Origin of the sequence: Streptomyces sp. NPDC047974 (assembly GCF_040653375.1) — a bacterium.
Classification (GTDB): Bacteria; Actinomycetota; Actinomycetes; order Streptomycetales; family Streptomycetaceae; genus Streptomyces.
On record NZ_JBEZNU010000015.1, the window covers coordinates 164,727 to 186,937 of the forward strand.

At 72.7% G+C, this 22,211-nt stretch carries 23 protein-coding genes; 6 read left to right on the forward strand and 17 right to left on the reverse strand.

Going from position 1 to position 22,211, the window contains the following annotated elements:
* Positions 1-62 precede the first annotated feature (62 nt).
* Positions 63-629, forward strand: a complete 567-nt coding sequence (locus AB0E19_RS22335) for a hypothetical protein (RefSeq protein ID WP_362182848.1) — start codon at positions 63-65, stop codon at positions 627-629.
* Positions 630-658: 29 nt separating this feature from the next.
* Here AB0E19_RS22335 and AB0E19_RS22340 read toward each other — a convergent pair whose 3' ends face one another.
* From AB0E19_RS22340 to AB0E19_RS22365, 6 genes are all read right to left on the reverse strand, one after another.
* A complete protein-coding gene (locus AB0E19_RS22340) occupies positions 659-820 on the reverse strand; it encodes a hypothetical protein (RefSeq protein ID WP_362182851.1) in 162 nt (53 codons plus the stop codon).
* A gap of 147 nt (positions 821-967) precedes the next feature.
* Positions 968-1,468: a tRNA (adenosine(37)-N6)-threonylcarbamoyltransferase complex ATPase subunit type 1 TsaE gene (gene tsaE / locus AB0E19_RS22345; protein ID WP_362182854.1), complete on the reverse strand. Its 501-nt coding sequence runs from the start codon at positions 1,466-1,468 to the stop codon at positions 968-970.
* 10 nt (positions 1,469-1,478) lie between these two features.
* Positions 1,479-2,555 (reverse strand): alpha/beta hydrolase, encoded by a 1,077-nt coding sequence (locus AB0E19_RS22350; protein WP_362182857.1) that lies wholly within the window; start codon positions 2,553-2,555, stop codon positions 1,479-1,481.
* 6 nt (positions 2,556-2,561) lie between these two features.
* Positions 2,562-3,713 (reverse strand): alanine racemase, encoded by a 1,152-nt coding sequence (alr, locus tag AB0E19_RS22355; RefSeq protein ID WP_362182860.1) that lies wholly within the window; start codon positions 3,711-3,713, stop codon positions 2,562-2,564.
* Between the two features lie 21 nt (positions 3,714-3,734).
* The gene (locus AB0E19_RS22360) at positions 3,735-4,682 is read right to left on the reverse strand and encodes a L,D-transpeptidase family protein (protein ID WP_362182863.1); all 948 of its coding nucleotides are present in this window, start codon (positions 4,680-4,682) and stop codon (positions 3,735-3,737) included.
* A gap of 85 nt (positions 4,683-4,767) precedes the next feature.
* Complete coding sequence (locus tag AB0E19_RS22365; RefSeq protein ID WP_362182866.1) at positions 4,768-6,219, reverse strand: NAD(P)H-hydrate dehydratase; 1,452 nt, start codon at positions 6,217-6,219, stop codon at positions 4,768-4,770.
* Positions 6,220-6,423: 204 nt separating this feature from the next.
* Between AB0E19_RS22365 and AB0E19_RS22370 the strand changes: the two genes are divergently transcribed.
* Positions 6,424-6,993, forward strand: coding sequence for a hypothetical protein (locus AB0E19_RS22370; RefSeq protein ID WP_362182868.1), 570 nt, complete (start codon positions 6,424-6,426; stop codon positions 6,991-6,993).
* The gene (locus AB0E19_RS22375; RefSeq protein WP_362182871.1) at positions 6,990-8,489 is read left to right on the forward strand and encodes a YncE family protein; all 1,500 of its coding nucleotides are present in this window, start codon (positions 6,990-6,992) and stop codon (positions 8,487-8,489) included. Before AB0E19_RS22370 ends, AB0E19_RS22375 begins: the two co-directional genes overlap by 4 nt.
* A 137-nt stretch (positions 8,490-8,626) precedes the next feature.
* On the opposite strand, the gene AB0E19_RS22380 is transcribed toward AB0E19_RS22375, so the two are convergent.
* Entirely contained in the window at positions 8,627-8,995 is a 369-nt protein-coding gene (locus AB0E19_RS22380; protein ID WP_362182874.1) for a holo-ACP synthase, read from the reverse strand.
* Positions 8,996-9,003: 8 nt separating this feature from the next.
* Complete coding sequence (gene glmS, locus AB0E19_RS22385) at positions 9,004-10,851, reverse strand: glutamine--fructose-6-phosphate transaminase (isomerizing) (RefSeq protein ID WP_362182877.1); 1,848 nt, start codon at positions 10,849-10,851, stop codon at positions 9,004-9,006.
* A gap of 132 nt (positions 10,852-10,983) precedes the next feature.
* On the opposite strand from glmS, the gene coaA reads away from it, so the two are divergent.
* Positions 10,984-12,009 (forward strand): type I pantothenate kinase, encoded by a 1,026-nt coding sequence (coaA, locus tag AB0E19_RS22390; RefSeq protein WP_362182880.1) that lies wholly within the window; start codon positions 10,984-10,986, stop codon positions 12,007-12,009.
* A gap of 18 nt (positions 12,010-12,027) precedes the next feature.
* On the forward strand, positions 12,028-12,978 hold the full coding sequence (locus AB0E19_RS22395) for a DUF389 domain-containing protein (protein ID WP_362182883.1): 951 nt from the start codon (positions 12,028-12,030) through the stop codon (positions 12,976-12,978).
* A gap of 70 nt (positions 12,979-13,048) precedes the next feature.
* On the opposite strand, the gene glmM is transcribed toward AB0E19_RS22395, so the two are convergent.
* The 4 genes from glmM to AB0E19_RS22415 form a co-directional block, all read right to left on the reverse strand.
* The gene (gene glmM, locus AB0E19_RS22400; RefSeq protein ID WP_362182886.1) at positions 13,049-14,407 is read right to left on the reverse strand and encodes a phosphoglucosamine mutase; all 1,359 of its coding nucleotides are present in this window, start codon (positions 14,405-14,407) and stop codon (positions 13,049-13,051) included.
* A gap of 119 nt (positions 14,408-14,526) precedes the next feature.
* Positions 14,527-15,039 (reverse strand): 30S ribosomal protein S9, encoded by a 513-nt coding sequence (gene rpsI, locus AB0E19_RS22405; protein ID WP_030750225.1) that lies wholly within the window; start codon positions 15,037-15,039, stop codon positions 14,527-14,529.
* A 44-nt stretch (positions 15,040-15,083) separates the two neighbouring features.
* Complete coding sequence (gene rplM, locus AB0E19_RS22410) at positions 15,084-15,527, reverse strand: 50S ribosomal protein L13 (protein WP_189948219.1); 444 nt, start codon at positions 15,525-15,527, stop codon at positions 15,084-15,086.
* Between the two features lie 226 nt (positions 15,528-15,753).
* Positions 15,754-17,376 carry an ATP-binding cassette domain-containing protein gene (locus tag AB0E19_RS22415; protein WP_362182891.1) on the reverse strand — a complete coding sequence of 541 codons (1,623 nt, stop codon included), beginning with the start codon at positions 17,374-17,376 and terminating at the stop codon, positions 15,754-15,756.
* 56 nt (positions 17,377-17,432) lie between these two features.
* Here AB0E19_RS22415 and AB0E19_RS22420 point away from each other — a divergent pair, with 56 nt between their 5' ends.
* A complete protein-coding gene (locus tag AB0E19_RS22420; protein ID WP_362182894.1) occupies positions 17,433-18,446 on the forward strand; it encodes a hypothetical protein in 1,014 nt (337 codons plus the stop codon).
* Positions 18,447-18,465: 19 nt separating this feature from the next.
* Here the strand turns inward: AB0E19_RS22420 and truA are convergent, their stop codons facing one another.
* From truA to rpsM, 5 genes are all read right to left on the reverse strand, one after another.
* Positions 18,466-19,323 (reverse strand): tRNA pseudouridine(38-40) synthase TruA, encoded by an 858-nt coding sequence (gene truA / locus AB0E19_RS22425; protein ID WP_362182897.1) that lies wholly within the window; start codon positions 19,321-19,323, stop codon positions 18,466-18,468.
* An 82-nt stretch (positions 19,324-19,405) separates the two neighbouring features.
* Positions 19,406-19,876: a 50S ribosomal protein L17 gene (gene rplQ, locus AB0E19_RS22430; RefSeq protein ID WP_031012120.1), complete on the reverse strand. Its 471-nt coding sequence runs from the start codon at positions 19,874-19,876 to the stop codon at positions 19,406-19,408.
* 149 nt (positions 19,877-20,025) lie between these two features.
* A complete protein-coding gene (locus AB0E19_RS22435; RefSeq protein WP_004946635.1) occupies positions 20,026-21,048 on the reverse strand; it encodes a DNA-directed RNA polymerase subunit alpha in 1,023 nt (340 codons plus the stop codon).
* 150 nt (positions 21,049-21,198) lie between these two features.
* Positions 21,199-21,603, reverse strand: coding sequence for a 30S ribosomal protein S11 (gene rpsK, locus AB0E19_RS22440; RefSeq protein WP_003956432.1), 405 nt, complete (start codon positions 21,601-21,603; stop codon positions 21,199-21,201).
* 66 nt (positions 21,604-21,669) lie between these two features.
* Positions 21,670-22,050: a 30S ribosomal protein S13 gene (gene rpsM / locus AB0E19_RS22445; protein WP_015035595.1), complete on the reverse strand. Its 381-nt coding sequence runs from the start codon at positions 22,048-22,050 to the stop codon at positions 21,670-21,672.
* Between the last annotated feature and the right edge of the window lie 161 nt (positions 22,051-22,211).

The window sequence follows — 22,211 nt, forward strand, 5'->3', positions numbered from 1 at the left end:
CTGCTACCGTCAGGCGCGACAGCTCGTCAGGCTCGGCACGTACGTACGAAGAGGTGGAGACGGTGGCAAGGAGCAGCTCGGGATTCGTGGCCGGGCTCACCGCGGCGGCGATCGCCGCGGTCGCCTTCCTCGCCTACCAGGCGTCGGCGAGCGTGCCGGCGGACCTCGCGGAGCCGTCCCGGACGCCGGGCGCGGTCGCCCCGTCGGCCTCGGCCTCGGCCGGGGCGAAGAAGCCGGCGAAGAACCCGCTGGCGGTGCCGGCGGCCTCGGGCCAGGGCGAGCGCGTGGTGTACGCGCTCGGGGACCGCCGGGTGTGGCTGGTCGACGGGAAGAACAAGGCGGTCCGCACGTTCACGGTGACGCCGAGCTCGGTGAGCCCGGCGCCGGGGGCGTACGCGGTGACCTCCCGGTCCAATTCGGTGCGCGGCTCCGACGGGGTGCAGATCGAGCACGTGGTGCGCTTCGCGACCGTGGAGAGCGTGACGATCGGCTTCAGCGCGGCGGTCGACGGCTCGACGCCCGCGGCCGACCCGTCGCGGAGGACCGGCGGCATCCGGATGAAGCGGGCGGACGGCGACGCGATGTGGACCTTCGCGTCGATCGGCGCGAAGGTCGTCGTCGTCTCCTGACGTCCGCCCTCGAAGCTCCCCCGTAAGGGTTACGCGGCCTCGTCCCGCAGTTCCGCCTCGAACTCCTCCCGGGGCTCGGGGCGCGGCGGGGTCGAGACGGCGCTGGCCGCGGCGCAGGAGGCCAGCAGTTCGCTCATCGAGACGCGCTCCTCGGCGGTGCGGTCGTCGCGCTCCGGCATCTGCGTCGCCATGCATGCCTCCCGTAGGTTAGGTTCACCTAACCAGCTCGTGCATCCATGTCACCACGGCGCGGAGCGGCGGCGCAACATTTTCCCGACATGCTGTCGGAACCTACGTACGTCCACGCCCCGTCCACGGCCGCCGTCGAGGGCCGCCGTTCACAGCGACGCGAGGTCCTCGCCGGCCCAGCGCCCGCCGATCCCGCGCAGCACGACCGTGCGCCGGTCGTCGTCGGTGTCGCCGGTGACGCGGTGGATGAGGACGTGCAGCCGGTCGTCGGTCAGCTCCTCGACCTTGCCGTCGCCCCACTCCACGACCACCACGGACTCGGGCAGCGAGACGTCGAGGTCCAGGTCCTCCATCTCGTCGAGCCCGCCGCCGAGCCGGTACGCGTCCACGTGGACGAGGGCCGGGCCGCCGGTGAGCGAGGGGTGGACGCGGGCGATCACGAAGGTCGGCGAGGTGACCGCGCCGCGCACGCCCAGGCCCTCGCCGAGGCCGCGGGTCATGGTCGTCTTCCCGGCGCCCAGTTCGCCGGTGAGCATGACGAGGTCGCCGGGGCGGAGGAGTTTCGCGAGCCGGCGGCCGAGCTCCTGCATGCGCTCGGGGGAGTCGACGGAGACGGTGGCGCCGGAGACGGGCGGGTGCGCTGCTTCCATACCCGCCAACCTATCCGTTGTCCGGGCCCTCCCCGGCCCTGGCCAGCAGGGCGGCGAGCGCCTCGCCGACGGCCCCGGGCCGCTCCAGCATCACCAGGTGCCCGGCGTCGGGGACGACGACCGACGCGGCGCCGGGCAGGGCCTCGACGATGGCCTCGGTGTGCGCGGCCGGGGTGACGAGGTCCTGGTCGCCGACGAGGGCGAGGGCGGGCAGGCCGCGGAAGGCGGCGAGGGCGGCGAGCTTGTCGTGCGCGCCGAAGGCCGGGTAGAAGTCCGCCACCACGTCGACCGGCACGGACTCGATCATCCGCTCGGCGAAGCGGACGACGGCCGGGTCCACGTCCCGCGAGGCGAAGGAGTACTTCCGCACGAGCCCGGCGAAGAGGTCGGCGGTGGCCCTGCGGCCCTTCTCGACCAGTTCGGCCTGGGAGCCGAGGGCCCGCAGCACGCCCGGCAGGACCCGGCGGACCGCGTTGACGCCGGCGAGCGGAAGCCCGTACGAGACCTCCTCCAGACGGCCCGGGGAGGTACCGACGAAGGCGACGCCGACGACCCGGTCGCGGACCAGCTCCGGGTACTGCTCGGCGAGCGCCATCACCGTCATCCCGCCCATCGAGTGCCCGACGAGCACCAGCGGCCCCACGGGCGCGGCGGCGTCGATCACGGCCTTGAGGTCGCGGCCGAGCAGCTCGATGCCGACCGGTTCCCCTTCCCCGCGCTCCGAGCGGCCGTGGCCCCGCTGGTCCCAGAAGACGGTCCTGACCCGGCCGCGCAGGGCGGCTCGCTGGTAGTGCCAGGAGTCCTGGTTCAGGCAGAAGCCGTGCGAGAAGACGACGGTGACCGAGGAGGAGGCCTCGTCGGTCTCGTACGCGAGGATCGTGCCGTCGTCGGCGAGCGCCCGGCCCGGGGTGCCGCGCAGGGTGCCGTACGGGCCGGTGGCGTCCAGGGCGAGCCGGGCCTTGCGGCGTACCGAGCGGCTCACGGTCAGCCGTTCGACGGCGACGCCCGCCGCCGCACCGGCCGCGAGCACGCCTATCGCCGCGCCCGCGATCCCGGCGCGCCGCCAGCCCCCGCCCGACTCCCCCACGGCCGGCTACTCCCCGACGTACACGCGCGGCACGCGCGCGCCGATCCGGGTGACGATCTCGTACGCGATGGTGCCGGCGGCCTCCGCCCAGTCCTGGGCCGTCGGCTCGCCGTGCTCGCCGGAGCCGAAGAGGACGGCCTCGGTGCCGGGCGCGGGCCGGTCGCCGCCGAGGTCGACCACGAACTGGTCCATGGCGACCCGCCCGGCGACCGTGCGGACCTTGCCGCCGACGAGGACCGGGCCGCGGCCCGAGGCGTGCCGGGGGACGCCGTCGGCGTACCCCACGGGGACCAGGCCGAGGGTGGTCTCGCCGGCGGTGACGTAGTGGTGGCCGTAGGAGACGCCGTGGCCGGACGGCACGTCCTTGACCAGGGCGACGCTCGCCTTCAGCGACATCACCGGGCGCAGGCCGAGCTCGGCGGAGGTGCCCAGCTCGGGCGCGGGCGAGACGCCGTACATCGCGATGCCCGGGCGGACCAGGTCGAAGTGGGCCTCGGGGAGGGTGAGGGTGGCCGGCGAGTTGGCGATGTGCCGGACCTCGGGCTCGATCCCGGCCTTCTCCGCGTAGTCGAGCATCGAGCGGAAGACGTCGAGCTGGGCGGCGATCGACGGATGCCCGGGCTCGTCCGCGCAGGCGAAGTGGGACCAGAGGCCGGTGACCTTGACCAGCCCCTCCTTCTCGGCCTTCAGGGCCTCGGCGACGAGCTCCGGCCAGTCGGCGGGCTGGCAGCCGTTGCGGCCGAGGCCGGTGTCGGCCTTGAGCTGGATGCGGGCCGTGCCGCCGGTGCGGCGGGCGGCGGCGGTGACCTCGTCGAGGGCCCACCGGCCGCTCACCGCCATGTCGAGCCCGGCCTCGATGCCGGCGTCCCACGGGTCGCCGGGCGTCCACAGCCAGCACATGACCGGGACGCCGGTGATCCCGGCGGCGCGCAGCGCGAGCGCCTCCTGCGGGGTGGCCGTGCCGAGCCACTCCGCGCCCGCGTCGAGGGCGGCGCGGGCGCAGCGCACGGCGCCGTGACCGTACGCGTCGGCCTTGACCACGGCCATGATCCGGACGTGGGGGGCGACGCGGGCGCGCAGCGCGCGGACGTTGGCGCGCAGCGCCCCGAGGTCGATCTCGGCGCGGGCTCGGCGGGGCGGCGGTGCTGTCTCACTCATCGCGCCCAGTCTCTCAGGTGGTCACAGCCCCGGCCGCTTGCCCCAGATGTAGACCCGGTCACCCTTGCGGAGGACCGACCACAGCTTCTCCGCGTTCTTGTAGGTCAGGTTCACACAACCGCGGCTTCCGGTGGGGGTGGCGATGGCCCCGTAGACGCCGTGGAAGGCCTGGCCGCCGTCGAAGAACTGGGAGAACGGCATCGGCGTGTCGTAGATGGACGACCAGTGGTCCTTGTGGCGCCAGTAGACGGAGTGCCAGCCGGTGCGGGTGCGGTATCCGGCCCGGCCGCTGCGGATGTTGACCACGGCGTAGGTGACCTTCCTGCCCTTCTGCACCCACATCAGCTCGCGGTTCAGGTCGACGCAGGCGACCGGGTAGGAGCGGACGGGGCACTTCCCGGCGGCGTTGGGGTTCTTCCGCGCGGCGAGGAGTTCGGCGCGGGCCCAGGTGACGGGCCCGGCGTAGCCGTTGGCGGGCTTGATCTTCTGCTTGGTCTGGAAGGCGCGGACGGCCTTGCAGTCGGCGGCGGACTGCTTCCCGTCGACCTTGAGCCCCAGCAGCCGCTCGACCTGCCGCTGGTACATCCCGGACCGGGAGGTGCAGGCGGCCTTGACGGCGTTGCGCGGGAGGTACTCGACGAGTTCGTCGACCTCCTCCTCCGGCACGGGGACGGGGATCTCGCCGTCGGGGGCGGTCGGCGGGAGGACCTGGTCGGGGGTGTCCATGGGGTACTCGGGGCGTCCGGCGCCCGCGATGCCGGGGACGAGGACCTCGGCGGCGGGGTCGGGCTCCACCCCTTGCTCGGGGGCGGACGCGTGCGCGGGGGCGGACGCGGGTGCGGACGCGGGTGCGGGTGCGGGTGCGGACGCGGACGCGGGTGCGGGTGCGGACGCGGACGCGGGTGCGCCACCGCCCAGGAGTGCGGCGGCGAGCAGGGGCGGCAGGATGCGGTGTCTCCGTCTGATCACCCGTCCATCCGAACCGCCCGCGTCCGGCCCGGCGCGCGCTGCCCCCCACCCGGCGCAACGCGGTTGGGCCGACCGGCGGCGCGTCCTACGGTTCCCGCACGTCCTGCCAGGCGCCGGACAGGGCGTCGGCGACCTCGGTCGCGGTGACCGGCCCGCCCCGGCCGGTGGCCCGCCGGGCGGCGAGTCCGTGCAGGTAGGCCGCGCAGGAGGCGGCGTCCACGGCGTGGAGTCCGGCGGCGAGGAGGGAGCCGGCCAGGCCGGCGAGGACGTCGCCGGAGCCGGCGGTGGCGAGCCACGGGGTGCCGGTCGGGTTGATCCGCACGGGGCCGGTGCCGCCGGGCCCGGCGACCAGGGTGGTGGAGCCCTTGAGGAGGACGGTGGCGCCGTACCGGTCGGCGAGCTCGCGGACGGCGGCGAGCCTCCGCGCCTCCACGTCCGCCCGGTCGGTGCCGAGCAGCGCCGCCGCCTCGCCGGCGTGCGGGGTGAGCAGGGTGGGCGCGGACCGCTCCCGTACGGCGTCGGGGTCGAGGCCGCGCAGTCCGTCGGCGTCGACGAGGACCGGCACCTCCGAGGCGAGGACCTCGGCGACGGCGACCTCCGTGCCGGGCCCGTCGCCGAGGCCGGGCCCGACGACCCAGGCCTGGACGCGGCCGGCCTTCTCCGGCGGCCCCGCGTGCACCAGGGTCTCCGGGTGGGCGGCGATCACCGCCTCGCGGGCGGGGCCCACGTACCGCACGGCCCCCGCGCCGCCGCGCAGGGCGCCCGCGACGGTGAGGACGGCCGCGCCGGGGTAGCGGGAGGAACCGGCGACGACGCCGAGGACGCCCCGCCGGTACTTGTCGCTCGCCGCGCCGGGCGCGGGCAGCAGCCGGGCCACGTCCTGGTGCTGGAGCGCCTCGGCGGCGGGCACGGAGGGGAGGGTGGCGGCGAGCCCGATGTCCACGAGCCGCAGCGCGCCCGCGTACTCCCGCGCCGGGTCGACGAGCAGCCCCGTCTTGTAGGTGCCGAAGGTGACGGTCACGTCGGCGGGCAGGGCCTCGCCGGCGACCTCGCCGGTGTCGGCGTCGACGCCGCTGGGCAGGTCGACGGCGACGACGACCGCGTCGGAGCCGCGCGCGGCGCGGGCGACGGGCACGGCATCGGGGCGCAGTCCGCCGAGCCCGCCGATGCCGGTGATGCCGTCGAGGACGAGGTCGGCGGCGGCCAGCGCCTCGTACGGGTCCTCGGTGACGCGTCCGCCGGCCGCCCGCAGCGCGGCGAGTCCGGCGCCGTGGGCGCGGGCGCCGAGCAGCACGGCGGTGACCCCGGCGCCGCGCCGGGCGAGCCGGGCGCCGGCGTAGAGGGCGTCGCCGCCGTTGTCCCCGCTGCCGACCAGGAGGACGACCCGGGACCCGTACACCCGGCCCTTGCCGAGCAGCGAGCAGCAGGCGGCGGCGAGTCCGGCGGCGGCCCGCTGCATCAGGGCGCCCTCGGGCAGTCCTGCCATCAGCTCGGCCTCGGCGGCCCGGACGGTCTCCACGTGGTGAGCGGTACGCATGGGGAGCAGTCTGCCCCAGGTGCGGGACGACCGCCGGAGGAACTGCGGAGCGGAGCGCCGCGCGGCGGGCCGGGCGGCGGGCCGGGGGCGGGGCCGAGGAGGAGCGGTCAAGCGCCGTCCGCAAGAGGCGGGTTGACGCCCCCTCATCATCCAACTTAGGTTTGCCTTACCTAACCAACTCCGCCTCGGAAGGCCGGCTTCGCCATGCGCACCCGCACCCGTACCGCCCTCACCTCCGCCCTCGCGCTCGCCTCCGCGAGCGCCCTCACCCTCGGCCTCGCCTCCTCCGCCTCGGCCGCCACCGCCGGCCGCACCGTCACCGACGGCACCCGCAGCTACTCCCTCTCCCTCACCGCCCCGGGCACCGCCGCGGCCACCGGCGCCAACGTCACGGTCACCGGCTCCGGCTACAACCCGGACCAGGGCGTCTACGTCGGCCTGTGCGTCGTACCGGCGGGGGTGAACACGGCCGACCCGGCCACCTGGAACAGCAAGCCGACCCCCTGCCTCGGCGGCCAGGACGAGACCGGCACCACCGGCGCCTCCCACTGGGTGAACAGCGACTGGTACTGGATGTCCCCGTCCAACTCCTCCCCGTTCACCGAGTCCGGCGGCCTCGGCTCCTTCTCCGTCCAGATCCACGTCAAGGCGAAGATCTCCGACACCGTCACCTGCGGCCAGGCGGGCGTGAAGTGCGCGATCGTCACCCGCGCCGACCACTTCGACAGCTCGGACCGCAAGTACGACGTCTACGTCCCGGTGACCTTCCAGTGAGGACAGCCCTTCTGACGGCCGCCGCCGCGCTCGCCCTCACGGGCGCGGCGGCGGCCCCGGCCCCGGCACCCGCCGGCCCGCACCACGAGACGCTCCGCACGATCGCCCCGCCGACGGGAGCCGCCCTCGACGCCGAGGTCGACCCGGTCGCCGACCGCCTCTACGTGAGCAGCAGCGACGGCACCGCGCACCACCTCACCGTGTACGACACGGCCACCGGAGCCGCCGTCGGCGACCCGGTGCCGCTGCCCGCCCCGGCGACCGTCCTCGCGCTCGGTCCGGGCGGCACGCTCCACCTCGGCCTCTCCACCCGGATCGCCGCCTACGACCCGGCCACCGGCACCCTCGCCGACGACCGCATCCCGGTCACCGGCAGCGTCACCCTCCTCGCCGCCGACCCCGCCCAGGGCCGGCTGTACGTCGGCGACCAGGCGGCGAAATCGGTGACGGTCTACTCCACGACGACCGGCACGCCCGTCGGGGACCCGGTCGTCCTCCCCTTCCACCCGGCCGGACTCGCCGTGGACACCACGCACCACACCGGGTACGCCACGTACGTCGGCGGCGCCGTCGAGAACGGCACGGTCGTCTACCGGAACGTCCTCAACGCGGTCGACGGCACCACCGGCCGCCTCACCGGCAGCGTCAGCCTCGGCGCCACCGCACTCGGCTCCATGGGCGTCACCGTCGACCCGACCACCCGCACCGGCTACGTCGCCAACCTCGCGGCCGGCACGGTCTCGGTCGTCGACCTCGCGGCGGAGCGTGTCACCGGCACCCTCCCGGTCCCCGGCAACCCGAAGGCCCTCGCGTACGACCCCGGCACCGCCACCCTCTACGCGGCGCAGACCGGCACCTCGTCGGTCGCGGTCGTCGACCCGGCGAAGGCCGAGGTCACGGAGACCGTCCCGACGGGCGAACGCCCCGCCGCCCTCGCCCTGGACACGGAGACCCACACGCTCTACACGGTGGCGGGAGGCGCGGTCACCCAGACGGTCCGCAGAGCCCCGGTCGACCCGACCCCGACCCCGACCCCGGAACCCACGGGGACTCCGGAGCCGACGCAGACGCCGACCCCCACTCCGACGCCGACCGGCGAGCCGACGGGCGAACCCACCGGAGAGCCCACGGCCTCCCCGACCCCCACGGCGACGGGCACGACGGAACCGACCCCGACGGACACCCCGGCCGACACCGCGACCACGCCCCCAACACCCGTACCGGATCCCACGGACACGGACACGGGAACGCACACGGACACGGGAACGGGAACGGACGCGCCCCCCGGCACGGCCCCCGGCACGACGACCGTCGTCAGCGGGTCGGCCGGCACGACGACAGTCGCCGCCTCGTCACCCGGCTCCGCCCTCGCCTCCACCGGCGGCGGCACCCCCCTCTCCCTCGCCCTCGCGGCAGCGGGCTTCGCCGCCCTGGGCGGCACCGCGATCGCCCTGGCCAGGCGCCGGCAGCGCGCCGAGGAGGAACCCGCCCGCTGACGACTCACGGGCGGGGCGGACACCGACCCCGCACGCGGCACTCGCATCCGACGCCGGCCCTGGCAGCCGCGTGCGGCAGGGTACGGGGCCCGGCACCGCCTCCTCGCGGCCGGGCCCCGCTCCCGTACGCGGACGGCTCAGCCCTCGGCGATCACCACCGCCGAGGCGACCCCGGCGTCATGGCTCAGCGAGATGTGCCAGTGCTTCACGCCCAGCTCGGCCGCGCGGGCCGCCACCGTGCCGCGCACCCGCAGCCGGGGCTGGCCGGTGGACTCGGCGTACACCTCGGCGTCCGTCCAACGCAGGTTCCCGGGCGCGCCGAGCGCCTTGGCCAGGGCCTCCTTCGCGGCGAAGCGCACCGCCAGGGAGGCCGGGCCCCGGCGCTCCCCGCTCGGCAGCAGCAGCTCCTCGCGCACGAAGAGCCGCTCCACCAGCGCCGGCGTCCGTTCGAGCGACGCGGCGAAGCGGTCGATCTCCGCCACGTCGATCCCCACCCCGATGATCATTTCTCTCCTCACTCCACCGTCACGGACTTGGCCAGGTTGCGCGGCTGGTCCACCTCGTTGCCCCGGGCGGTGGCCAGCTCGCAGGCGAAGACCTGGAGCGGCACCGTCGAGACGAGCGGCTGGAGCAGCGTGGGCGTGGCGGGGACGCGGACGAGGTGGTCGGCGAAGGGGACGACGGCCTCGTCCCCCTCCTCCGCGATCACGATCGTCCGGGCGCCACGGGCCCGGATCTCCTGGATATTGGAGACGATCTTGTCGTGGAGGACCGAGCGCCCCTTGGGCGAGGGCACCACGACGACGACCGGCAGGTCCTCCTCGATCAGGGCGATCGGCCCGTGCTTCAGCTCGCCCGCCGCGAAGCCCTCGGCGTGCATGTACGCCAGCTCCTTCAGCTTCAGCGCGCCTTCGAGGGCCACCGGGTAGCCGACGTGCCGGCCGAGGAAGAGGATCGTGTCCTTGTGGGCGAGGGAGCGGGCGAGGGCCCGTACGGGCTCCATGGTCTCCAGGACCCGCTCGACCTCCTCGCCGATCCGCGCCAGCTCGCGGACCACGTCCCGGATCTCGTCGCCCCACTTGGTGCCGCGCACCTGCCCCAGGTAGAGGGCGAGCAGATAGCAGGCGACGAGCTGCGTGAGGAAGGCCTTCGTCGACGCCACGGCGACCTCGGGCCCGGCGTGCGTGTAGAGCACGGCGTCGGACTCGCGGGGGATGGTCGAGCCGTTGGTGTTGCAGACCGCGAGGACCTTGGCGCCCTGCTCCCGGGCGTGCCGCAGCGCCATCAGGGTGTCCATGGTCTCGCCGGACTGCGAGACGGCGATGACGAGCGTCCGCTGCCCGAGGATCGGGTCCCGGTAGCGGAACTCGCTGGCCAGCTCCACCTCGCAGGGGATGCGGGTCCAGTGCTCGATGGCGTACTTGGCGATCAGCCCGGCGTGGAAGGCGGTGCCGCAGGCGACGATGACGACCTTGTCGGCCTCGCGGAGCACCGCGTCGGGGATCCGCACCTCGTCGAGGGTCAGCCGCCCGTTCGCGTCGATCCGCCCGAGGAGGGTGTCGGCGACCGCCTTCGGCTGCTCGGCGATCTCCTTGAGCATGAAGTGGTCGTAGCCGCCCTTCTCGGCGGCGGAGGCGTCCCAGTCGACGTGGAAGGCCCGGACGTCGGCCGGCGCGCCCTCGAAGTCGGTGACGGTGACCCCGTCCCGGCTCAGCTCGACGACCTGGTCCTGTCCGAGCTCGATGGCGGACCGGGTGTGCGCGATGAAGGCGGAGACGTCGGAGGCGAGGAAGTTCTCCCCCTCCCCCACGCCGACGACCAGCGGCGAGTTCCGCCGCGCGCCGACGACCACGTCGGGCTGGTCGGCGTGGACGGCGACCAGCGTGAAGGCCCCGTCGAGCCGCCGGCAGACCAGCCGCATCGCCTCGGCCAGGTCGCCGACGGACGAGAACTCCTCGGCCAGCAGATGGGCGACGACCTCGGTGTCGGTCTCGGAGAGCAGCTCGTGCCCCCGCTCCGCCAACTCCTCGCGCAGCGCCGCGAAGTTCTCGATGATCCCGTTGTGCACGACGGCGACCCGCCCCGCGTTGTCGAGGTGCGGGTGCGCGTTGGCGTCCGTCGGCCCGCCGTGGGTCGCCCACCGGGTGTGCCCGATCCCCACCGATCCCCCGGCCAGCGGCCGGTCGACCAGCTCCTTCTCCAGATTGACGAGCTTCCCGGCCTTCTTGGCCGCGGCGAGCCCCCCGTCCGCCAGGACGGCGACCCCGGCCGAGTCGTACCCCCGGTACTCCAGCCTCTTCAGCCCCGCGACGACCACATCGAGCGCCGACTGCCCACCGACGTATCCCACGATTCCGCACATGACGGCAGCCTACGGCCGAACCCGGTCCCCGGCCCGGACCCCCGCACGGAGTCGCGGGCCTCCGCCGACGGCGGCGCGCCACGTGACCCACCCCACCCCCCACGCCCCGCGTGGACCCGGGACAATGGGCGGGTGATCACTTCGCCGCCACGAAGCGCCAACGCCAACGGCAACGGCAACGGAGCCGGGACCGGGACCGGGGGGAGCCGTCGGGCCCCCGAGCCGACTCCGTACGTCGACCTCACACGGGCCGAGTGGAGCGCGCTGCGCGACAAGACGCCGCTGCCGCTCACCGCCGACGAGGTCGAGCGGCTCCAGGGGCTCGGCGACGTCATCGACCTCGACGAGGTGCGGGACGTGTACCTGCCGCTGTCGCGGCTGCTCAACCTCTACGTGCAGGCCACCAGCGGCCTCCGCGGGGCGCTGAACACCTTCCTCGGGGAGAAGGCGGAGCAGCGCGGCACGCCCTTCGTCATAGGGGTCGCCGGGTCGGTCGCGGTCGGCAAGTCGACCGTGGCGCGCCTCCTCGAAGCGCTGCTCGCGCGGTGGCCCGAGCATCCCCGGGTGCAGCGGATCACCACCGACGGGTTCCTCTACCCGATGGAGGAGCTGAAGGCGCGCGGGCTGATGTCCCGGAAGGGCTTCCCCGAGTCGTACGACCGGCGGGCGCTGACCCGCTTCGTCGCCGACGTGAAGGCGGGCAAGGACGAGGTCACCGCGCCCGTCTACTCGCACCTCATCTACGACCGGGTGCCGGGCGAGCGGCTCGTGGTGAGCCGCCCGGACATCCTCATCGTCGAGGGGCTGAACGTCCTCCAGCCGGCGCTGCCCGGCAAGGACGGGCGGACCCGGGTCGGCCTCGCCGACTACTTCGACTTCTCCGTGTACGTGGACGCCCGCGCGGAGGACATCGAGGGCTGGTACCTCAACCGCTTCCGGAAGCTGCGCGAGACCGCGTTCCAGGACCCGTCCTCGTACTTCCGCCGCTGGACGCAGGTCTCCGAGGAGGAGGCCCTGGACTACGCCCGCACGATGTGGCGGACCGTCAACAAGGTGAACCTCCTGGAGAACGTGGCACCGACGCGCGGCCGGGCGACGCTCGTGCTGCGCAAGGGCCCGGACCACAAGGTGCAGCGCCTGAGCCTCCGCAAGCTCTGACCTCCGTAAGCTCGGGGGATGTTGCATCTGCGGATGATCGTGCCCCAGGACCGCACGGAGGCGGTCACGGAACTGATCGCGTCGACGGTGGGCACCACCCATGTGGTGGTGCTGCCCGGGGCGGCCCGGGACCCCGCAGGCGACGTGGTGATGTGCGACGTGGCCCGCGAGGCGGGGGACGAACTCCTGCACGGGCTGCGCGATCTGAAACTGGATCAGGACGGTTCGATCGCGGTCGAGAACATCGACCTGTCGCTGTCGGAGCGGGCGGACAGGGCCGAGTACGACGCTCCCGGCGAGGGCGCGGACGCGGTGATCTGGGAGCAGCTGGCGGAGGCCACCCACGAGGAGTCGACGCTCTCCGTCACGTACCTCTCGTTCATGCTGCTCGCGACGATGATCGCCGCCTGCGGTGTGGTCCTGGACAACGCGATCCTCATCGTGGGCGCCATGGCGGTCGGCCCGGAGTTCGGCCCGATCGCCGGGGTGTGCACGGCGATCGTGCAGCGGGCTCCGCGGCTGGCGGCCCGCTCCCTGATCGCGCTGCTGATCGGCTTCGTGGCGGCGATCGCGGTGACGACCTTGTTCAGTCTGCTCATGGACCTGCTGGGCCTGTTCAGCAGGGAGATGCTGGACGGGCAGCGGCCGCAGACCAGCTTCATCTGGCAGCCCGACCCGTTCTCGCTGGTGGTGGCACTGCTGGCGGGCGCGGCCGGCACGCTCTCGCTGACCTCGTCCAAGTCGGGCGCCCTGGTGGGCGTGGCCATCTCGGTGACGACCGTGCCGGCCGCCGCGAACGCGGCGGTGGCCCTCAGCTACGGCGAGGTCGGCCAGATGTGGGGGTCGATCCAGCAGCTGCTGCTCAATCTGGTGGCGCTCATGGTGTCGGGCACCGCGACGCTCGCCCTGCAGAAGCGGCTGTGGCGGACCCAGCGCGGCAAGCTGCGGCGCCGCCTGCGGAGGGGCTGAGCCGGGCCGTACGGGAAAGGGCCCCGCGCACCGGAGTGCGGGGGGCCCTTTCCGTACCGATCGGGGGCGGCTAGCCCAGCGCGGACTTCACGACGTCGGCGAGGCGCTGCGCGACCGAGCGGGCCTGCTCGATGTCGGCGGCCTCCACCATGACGCGGACCAGCGGCTCGGTGCCGGAGGAGCGGAGCAGCACGCGGCCGGTGGTGCCCAGCTCGCGCTCGGCGTCGGTGACGGCGGCGGCGAGTTCGCCGGAGGTGGCGACGCGGGACTTGTCGACGTCCTTGACGTTGATCAGGATCTGCGGCAGCCGCTCCATGACGGAGGCCAGCTCGGCGAGGGACTTGCCGGTGGCGGCGACCCGGGCGGCCAGCATGAGGCCGGTGAGGGTGCCGTCGCCGGTGGTGGCGTGGTCGAGCACGATGACGTGCCCGGACTGCTCGCCGCCGAGGGCGTAGCCGTGCTCCTTCATGGACTCCAGGACGTAGCGGTCGCCGACCGCGGTCTGGACGAGGGTGAGGCCCTCGCGCTCCATGGCGAGCTTGAAGCCCAGGTTGGACATGACCGTGGCGACGACGGTGTCGCCGCGCAGGGTGCCGGCCTCGCGCATGGCGAGGGAGAGCACGGCGAGGATCTGGTCGCCGTCCACCTCCGCGCCGGTGTGGTCGACGGCGAGGCAGCGGTCGGCGTCGCCGTCGTGGGCGATGCCGAGGTCGGCGCCGTGCTCGACGACGGCGGCCTTGAGCAGCTCCAGGTGGGTGGAGCCGCAGCCGTCGTTGATGTTGAGGCCGTCGGGGGCGGCGCCGATGGTGACGACCTGGGCGCCGGCGCGGGTGAAGGCCTCGGGCGAGACGCGGGCGGCGGCGCCGTGGGCCTCGTCGAGGACGATCTTCAGGCCGTCGAGGCGGTTGGGCAGCACGCCGAGGAGGTGGGCGACGTAGGTCTCGAAGCCCTCGGTGTAGTCGCGGACGCGGCCGACGCCGGCACCGGTCGGGCGGTCCCACGGGGCGCCGGTGCGGTGCTCCTCGTAGACGCCCTCGATCTTGTCCTCCAGGTCGTCGGCCAGCTTGTGGCCGCCGCGGGCGAAGAACTTGATGCCGTTGTCGGGCATGGCGTTGTGGCTGGCGGAGAGCATCACGCCGAGGTCGGCGCCGAGGACGCCGGTGAGGTGGGCGACGGCCGGGGTCGGCAGGACGCCGACGCGCAGCACGTCGACACCGGCGCTGGCGAGACCGGCGACGACCGCGGCCTCGAGGAACTCTCCGGACGCCCGCGGGTCCCGTCCGACCACGGCCGTCGGCCGATGGCCCTCGAAGGTCCCCGCTTCGGCGAGCACGTGCGCCGCCGCGACCGACAGGCCGAGCGCGAGCTCCGCCGTCAGGTCGGCATTGGCTACGCCGCGTACGCCATCGGTGCCGAAGAGTCGTCCCACAGCTGTCCTCCGAAAATGCGTGCCCAAAGACTGGAAGGTGAAAAAGGTTAAGAAAAAACGTACGCCCCGACGGCACGCGCAGTGCGCCGGGGCGTACGTACAAGCAGTGCGGCAGGCGATTAACGCTTGCTGTACTGCGGAGCCTTACGGGCCTTCTTGAGACCGGCCTTCTTCCGCTCGACCGCGCGGTCGTCACGGGAGAGGAAGCCGGCCTTCTTCAGCGCCGGGCGGTTGTTCTCGACGTCGGCCTCGTTCAGGGCACGGGCGACACCGAGACGCAGGGCGCCGGCCTGGCCGGAGACACCGCCACCCGCGATGCGGGCGATGACGTCGTAGCGGTTGTCGAGCTCGAGCACCTTGAAGGGCTCGTTGACTTCCTGCTGGTGGACCTTGTTCGGGAAGTAGTCCTCGAGCGTACGCCCGTTGATCTTCCACTTGCCGGTGCCCGGGACGATCCGGACGCGGGCGATGGCGTTCTTGCGACGGCCCAGGCCGGCGGCCGGCTGCGGGTCGCCGAAGCGGGACGCGAGGGACTCGGAGGTGTAGTCACCCTCGACGATCTCGGTCTCGGTGGTGTACTCCTCGACGCCCTCGAACTCGTCGACGGGGGTCTCGGGGGTGGTCTCGGCCACGATGCTCCTCAGATTTCTTTCGTTCTTAGGGGGTGTGGCCGGAATTACTGCGCGACCTGGGTGATCTCGTACGGAACAGGCTGCTGGGCAGCGTGCGGGTGGTTCTCGCCCGCGTAGACCTTCAGCTTCGAGAGCATCTGGCGGCCCAGGGTGTTCTTCGGGATCATGCCCTTGATGGCCTTCTCGACGGCCTTCTCGGGGTTCTTGTCGAGCAGCTCGTCGTAACGGACCGAGCGCAGACCACCCGGGAAGCCGGAGTGGCGGTACGCCATCTTCTGGGTCTTCTTGTTGCCGGACAGGTGGACCTTGTCAGCGTTGATGATGATGACGAAGTCGCCCATGTCCATGTGCGGGGCGTAGACCGGCTTGTGCTTGCCTCGCAGGAGGTTCGCAGCCGTCGTGGCCAGACGACCCAGGACGATGTCCTGCGCGTCGATGATGTGCCACTGGCGAGTGACATCGCCGGGCTTGGGGCTGTACGTACGCACTTCGTAGCCTTCGCTTCTTCAGTGGATGGAGTCCAGACACACCTGAAGCGATCATGCAGCTGGGGCCTGCACTGCCGGGTCATCGCCCGTATGCGAGCCACTGGTAACTGCTCCAGGGAACCTGCGCAAGGCCTCTTCGTACGAGAACGACGAAGCCAATACGCATAACAAACCGCAACAGTACCCGCGCCACCCCCGACGGGTCAAAATGCCGAGACCCCCCAGGTCACCGCGCCCGCTCGACCCGCCGCTCGTCCCACACCGGCTCGGTCGACTCCCGTACGACGCCGTCGGAGCCGAAGACCAGGTAGCGGTCGAAGCTCTTGGCGAACCAGCGGTCGTGGGTGACGGCCAGGACCGTGCCCTCGTACGACTCCAGGCCGTCCTGGAGGGCCTCCGCCGACTCCAGGTCCAGGTTGTCCGTCGGCTCGTCCAGGAGCAGCGCGGTGGTGCCGGCCAGCTCCAGGAGGAGGATCTGGAAGCGGGCCTGCTGGCCGCCGGAGAGCTTGTCGAAGGGCTGGTCGCCCTGGCGCTCCAGCTCGTACCGCCGCAGCATCGACATCGCCGCGCCCCGGTCCTTGGCGTGCTCCGTCCACAGGATGTCGACGAGCGGGCGCCCGGCGAGCTCGGGGTGGGCGTGGGTCTGCGCGAAGTGCCCGGGGACGACCCGCGCGCCCAGCTTCCACAGGCCCGTGTGCGCCACCGACGCGTCGCCGGCGAGCAGCCGCAGGAAGTGCGACTTGCCGGAGCCGTTCGAGCCGAGGACGGCGACCCGCTCCCCGTAGAAGATCTCCAGCGAGAAGGGCTTCATCAGACCGGTGAGCTCAAGGTTCTCGCAGGTCACGGCGCGAACGCCGGTACGGCCGCCGCGCAGCCGCATCCGGATGTCCTGCTCGCGCGGCGGCTCCGGCGGCGGACCCGCCTCCTCGAACTTCCGCAGCCGGGTCTGGGCGGCCGCGTACCGGGAGGCCAGCTCGTGGCTGACCGCGGCCGCCTGCCGCAGCGTGACGACCAGCTTCTTCAGCTGCGCGTGCTTCTCCTCCCAGCGCCGCTTCAGCTCCTCGAAGCGGGCGAACCGCTCGCGCCGCGCCTCGTGGAAGGTGTCGAAGCCGCCGCCGTGCACCCACACGTCGGAGCCGGCCGCGCCGGGCTCCACCGCGATGATCTTCTGCGCGGCCCGGGAGAGCAGCTCCCGGTCGTGGGAGATGAAGAGCACGGTCTTCCGCGTCTCCCGCAGCCGCTCCTCCAGCCACCGCTTGCCCGGCACGTCCAGGTAGTTGTCCGGCTCGTCGAGGAGCAGCACCTCGTCGGTGCCGCGCAGCAGCGACTCCAGGACCAGCCGCTTCTGCTCACCGCCGGAGAGCGTCCGCACCTGCCGGAACTGCGCCTTGTCGTACGGCACGCCGAGCGCGGCCGTCGTGCAGATGTCCCACAGCGTCTCGGCTTCGTAGCCCTGCACCTCGGCCCAGTCGGCGAGGGCCTGCGCGTACTTCATCTGCGCGGCCTCGTCGTCGACGGTCATGATCAGGTGCTCGGCCTCGTCGACGGCCTTCGCCGCCTCCCGGATCCGCGGGTGCGCCACGGAGACGAGCAGGTCGCGGACGGTGGACTCGTCCCGCACCGAGCCGATGAACTGCGGCATCACGCCGAGCCCGCCGCTGACGGTGACGGAGCCGCCGTGCGGCTGGAGGTCCCCCGCGATCATCCGCAGGAGGGTGGTCTTGCCGGCGCCGTTCGCTCCGACGAGCGCGACGACCGCCCCCTCCCCCACGCGGAAGGAGGCGTCCCCGAGCAGGACCCTCCCGTCGGGAAGGTAGTACTCCAGATGTGCGGCCTCGACATGTCCCATGAGGTGCATTGTCACCGCCCGCGCCCGCTTCTCCCAAGCGGTTTAGGATGCGCGGCATGAGCTTTGGGGGACCGCAGTGGCCGCAGGAGCCGCAGCAGCAGGGGCAGCAGGGACAGCAGGGGTACGGACAGCCGCAGGGGTACGGGTACCCGCAGCAGCCGGGACCGCCGTACGGACAGCAGCAGCCGCCGCAGCACGGGTACGGCTACCCGCCGCCGCAGGACCCCTTCGCGGGCGGACCGGGCGGGCAGGGCGGGCACGGCGACGGCACCCCTGACTGGGGCGCCCTCGCGGCCGCCTCCGAGGCCGGCAGCCGCCGCAAGCGCAGGCTGCTGATCGCCGGCGGCGTCGTCGCCACGCTCGCCGTCGGCGCCCTCGTCGCGACCGCCGTCGTCGCCACGAACAAGAAGAACGACGAGGCCAAGAACGGCGACCCGACCCCCACGGGCTCCGTCACCGCGACGGCCTCCCCCACCCCCGCGCCGACCTTCTCCTCCGTGGCCCCGCCGCCCCCGCCGGACCCGAAGGACTACATCACCGACCCGAAGAAGGACACCGCGCCGCTGACCGCCGAGGGCCTCTACCCGGGCACCAAGCTCACGATGTTCGGCCGCCCGTACAAGAAGGGCGCGACCTCGGCGACGAAGAACTGCGCCTCGGTCACCGCGGGCGGGCTCGGCTCGGTCCTGCAGAAGAACGGCTGCGAGCGCGTGCTGCGCGCCACCTACGTCAAGGACGGCGTGGCGATCACCGTCGGCGTGGCCGTCTTCCCCTCGGAGAAGGCGGCCCTGGCCGCGAAGAAGCAGGCCACCGGCGGCATCGCGCCGCTCGCCGGCCAGGGCGTCGGCACCTTCTGCCACGCCACCGTCTGCCTGCGCCGCGCCAACTCGGTCGGCCGCTACGCCTACTTCACCCAGGCCGGCTTCACGAACGGCAAGAAGGTCACCACCAAGGACAAGCCGGTCTTCCAGGCCAGCGACGACCTCGGCACCTTCGTCTTCAACCAGATCTACGCCCGCGGCAAGAGCCAGGCGAAGGCGGCGGCGGCCGCCTCGGCCCCGCCGCGCTAGCGCGGCACTCCGGCGGGTCTCAGCAGCAGCCGGCGACGCCCGGCAGGGTCCGCTTGTTGCGGGCCTCGCGGCTGCGCGCGGCCAGCTGGTCGTCGGCCGGGTAGCCGACCTCTTCGAGCGTGAGCCCGTGCGGGCGCACGACGTGGACGGCGGAGTCCCGCACGCCGGCGGCCAGCACCTTCCCCGGCCACTCCACCGGCCGGTGCCCGTCGCCGACGAAGAGCAGCGCGCCGACCAGCGAGCGGACCATGTTGTGGCAGAAGGCGTCGGCCTTGACCGTGGCCTCCATGATCCCGTCGGGCCGCCGCTCCCAGCGCAGCTCCTGGAGGGTGCGGATGGTCGTCGCGCCCTCGCGCTTCTTGCAGTACGCGGCGAAGTCGTGCTCGCCGACGAGCGCGGCCGCGGCCTCGTTCATGGCGTCCATGTCGAGCGTCCAGTCGTGCCACAGGACGTGGCCGCGCAGCAGCGGGTCGACGCCGCCGGGGTGGTCGGTGACCCGGTAGGCGTACCGCCGCCAGATCGCCGAGAAGCGGGCGTTGAAGCCCGCGGGGGCCTCGGCGACGCTCCACACCCGGACGTCGTGCGGGAGCCGCCCCGCGAGCCGCCGCAGCAGCTTCTCGCGGTGCTCCTGCCACAGCCCCTCCGGCAGGTCCACGTGCGCGACCTGGCCGCGCGCGTGCACCCCGGCGTCGGTCCGGCCGGCGACGGTCAGCTCGAACGTCTCCGGGGACCGCGTCACGGTCTTCAGGGCGTCCTCGATCTCGCCCTGCACCGTCCGCTGCCCGCGGGCCTGCTTGGCCCACCCGGAGAAGTCCCGGCCGTCGTACGAAAGGTCGAGCCGTACCCGTACGAACCCGGGCTGCACGTCATCACTCACCAGAAAATCCTCTCAGACACACGGGAACGGGCCCGCACCCCAGGGGGTACGGGCCCGTCCGCGAGAAACGTCGCAAAAACGCTTACGCGTCCTTCGCCTCGTCCTCGGTCGCCTCGACGGCGGCGGCCTCGTCGGCCTCCTTGACGGCGCGCTTGGTGGCGGCCTCGGCCTCGGCGACGGTCGCCTTCTTGGCGATCTCGCCCTCGACCAGCTCGATCACGGCCATCGGGGCGTTGTCGCCACGACGGTTGCCGATCTTGGTGATACGGGTGTAACCACCCGGACGCTCCGAGTAGCGCGGGGCGATCTCGGTGAAGAGGGTGTGGACGATGCCCTTGTCGGTGATCGTCTGCAGCACCAGGCGACGGTTGTGGATGTCGCCCTTCTTCGCCTTGGTGATCAGGCGCTCGGCGACGGGACGCAGACGGCGGGCCTTGGCCTCGGTCGTCGTGATGCGGCCGTGCTCGAACAGCGACTTCGCCAGGTTGGCGAGGAGCAGCTTCTCGTGAGCGGCGGAACCGCCGAGGCGGGCACCCTTCGCGGGACGCGGCATGGTGTTTCTCCTTGTGATCTGCACCGGCCGTATGAGGTACCGGTGTCAGTGTCCGAGCGGGCGAGTGCCCGTCGGAGACCCCGCGCCCCGTCAGGGGCGCGGGGAACTGCGCGATCAGCCGAAGCGGACCCGCAGCAAGAACGTGACCGTCAGTACTGCTCGGTCTCGACGAACCCGGCGTCCGCGTCGTCGTCCGCGCCGAAGGCGTCGGCCGCGGCGGTCGGGTCGAATCCGGGCGGGCTGTCCTTGAGCGCGAGGCCCATGCCGGCCAGCTTCGCCTTGACCTCGTCGATCGACTTCGCACCGAAGTTGCGGATGTCGAGGAGGTCGGCCTCGGAGCGGGCGACGAGCTCACCCACGGAGTGGATGCCCTCGCGCTTGAGGCAGTTGTAGGAGCGGACGGTGAGTTCCAGCTCCTCGATCGGCAGCGCGAGGTCGGCGGCCAGGGCGGCGTCCGTCGGGGACGGGCCCATGTCGATGCCCTCGGCGTCGATGTTCAGCTCGCGGGCGAGACCGAACAGCTCGACCAGGGTCTTGCCGGCGGACGCCATGGCGTCGCGCGGGCGCATGGCCTGCTTGGTCTCGACGTCGACGATGAGCTTGTCGAAGTCGGTGCGCTGCTCGACTCGGGTCGCCTCGACCTTGTAGGTGACCTTGAGAACCGGCGAGTAGATGGAGTCGACCGGGATACGGCCGATCTCCTGGCCCACCTGCTTGTTCTGGACGGCGGAGACGTAGCCGCGACCGCGCTCGACGGTCAGCTCCATCTCCAGCTTGCCCTTGGCGTTCAGGGTCGCCAGGACGAGGTCGGGGTTGTGCACCTCGACACCGGCCGGGGGCGCGATGTCGGCGGCGGTGACCAGACCCGGGCCCTGCTTGCGCAGGTACATCACGACCGGCTCGTCGTGCTCCGAGGAGACGACCAGCTGCTTGATGTTGAGGATGAGGTCGGTGACGTCCTCCTTGACACCCGGCACGGTGGTGAACTCGTGCAGGACGCCGTCGATCCGGATGCTGGTGACAGCGGCGCCCGGGATCGAGGAGAGGAGGGTGCGGCGGAGCGAGTTGCCGAGGGTGTAGCCGAAGCCCGGCTCCAGCGGCTCGATGACGAACCGGGAGCGGAACTCGTCGACGACCTCTTCGGTCAGCGAAGGACGCTGAGCGATAAGCATGTCTGTGATTCCTTCAGTCGTGGACGCCCACTATTTGACGCCCGACGGTCACCGGGCGGAGCCCGATGGTGTTACGGCTACAAGGGTACGGGCGGTACGTCCCCAGAAGGGGACGCACCGCCCGAAAGCCCAGGTCAAGCAGGCGACGCGTCAGACGCGGCGGCGCTTGGGGGGACGGCAGCCGTTGTGCGGCGTGGGGGTGACGTCCTGGATCGAGCCGACCTCGAGGCCGGTGGCCTGGAGGGAGCGGATCGCGGTCTCACGGCCGGAGCCGGGACCCTTGACGAAGACGTCGACCTTGCGCATGCCGTGCTCCTGCGCGCGGCGGGCGGCCGACTCGGCGGCCATCTGCGCGGCGAAGGGGGTGGACTTGCGCGAGCCCTTGAAGCCGACGTGGCCGGCGGAGGCCCAGGAGATCACGTTGCCCGAGGGGTCCGTGATCGAGACGATCGTGTTGTTGAACGTGCTCTTGATGTGCGCGTGGCCGTGAGCGACGTTCTTCTTTTCCTTGCGGCGCACCTTCTTGGCAGCGCCCTGACGACCCTTGGGGGGCATGTCAAACTCCTACGGGAGGTGGTCGGTCCTACAGCGAAGACCGTGTGGTCAAGCGTCCGCTGAGGACTACTTCTTGCCCGGCTTCTTCTTGCCGGCGATGGCGCGACGCGGGCCCTTGCGGGTACGAGCGTTCGTGCTGGTGCGCTGACCGCGGACGGGCAGGCCACGACGGTGGCGAAGGCCCTGGTAGCAGCCGATCTCGACCTTGCGGCGGATGTCGGCGGCGATCTCGCGGCGGAGGTCACCCTCGGTCTGGAGGTTGGCGTCCACGTACTCGCGGATCTTGACGAGGTCTTCCTCGGCAAGGTCGCGGACACGGGTGGACGGGTTCACGCCGGTCGCGGCGAGGATCTCCTCGGACCGGGTACGCCCGATGCCGAAGACGTAGGTGAGTGCGACCACCACACGCTTTTCGCGCGGGATGTCAACACCGGAAACGCGTGCCATTCAATGGCTCCTGTGTTCTCGGGGGTCTGCTGCAGAACCGTTCCCGGCTGCCGTATGAGGTACAGATCGGGTCCCCGGCCCCCGCCGGAGGTGCCGTCAGCCGTGGATCACGACCGGACGGGCTCTGCGTATGTACGTATTGCTATGCGTCGCGCGAAGAA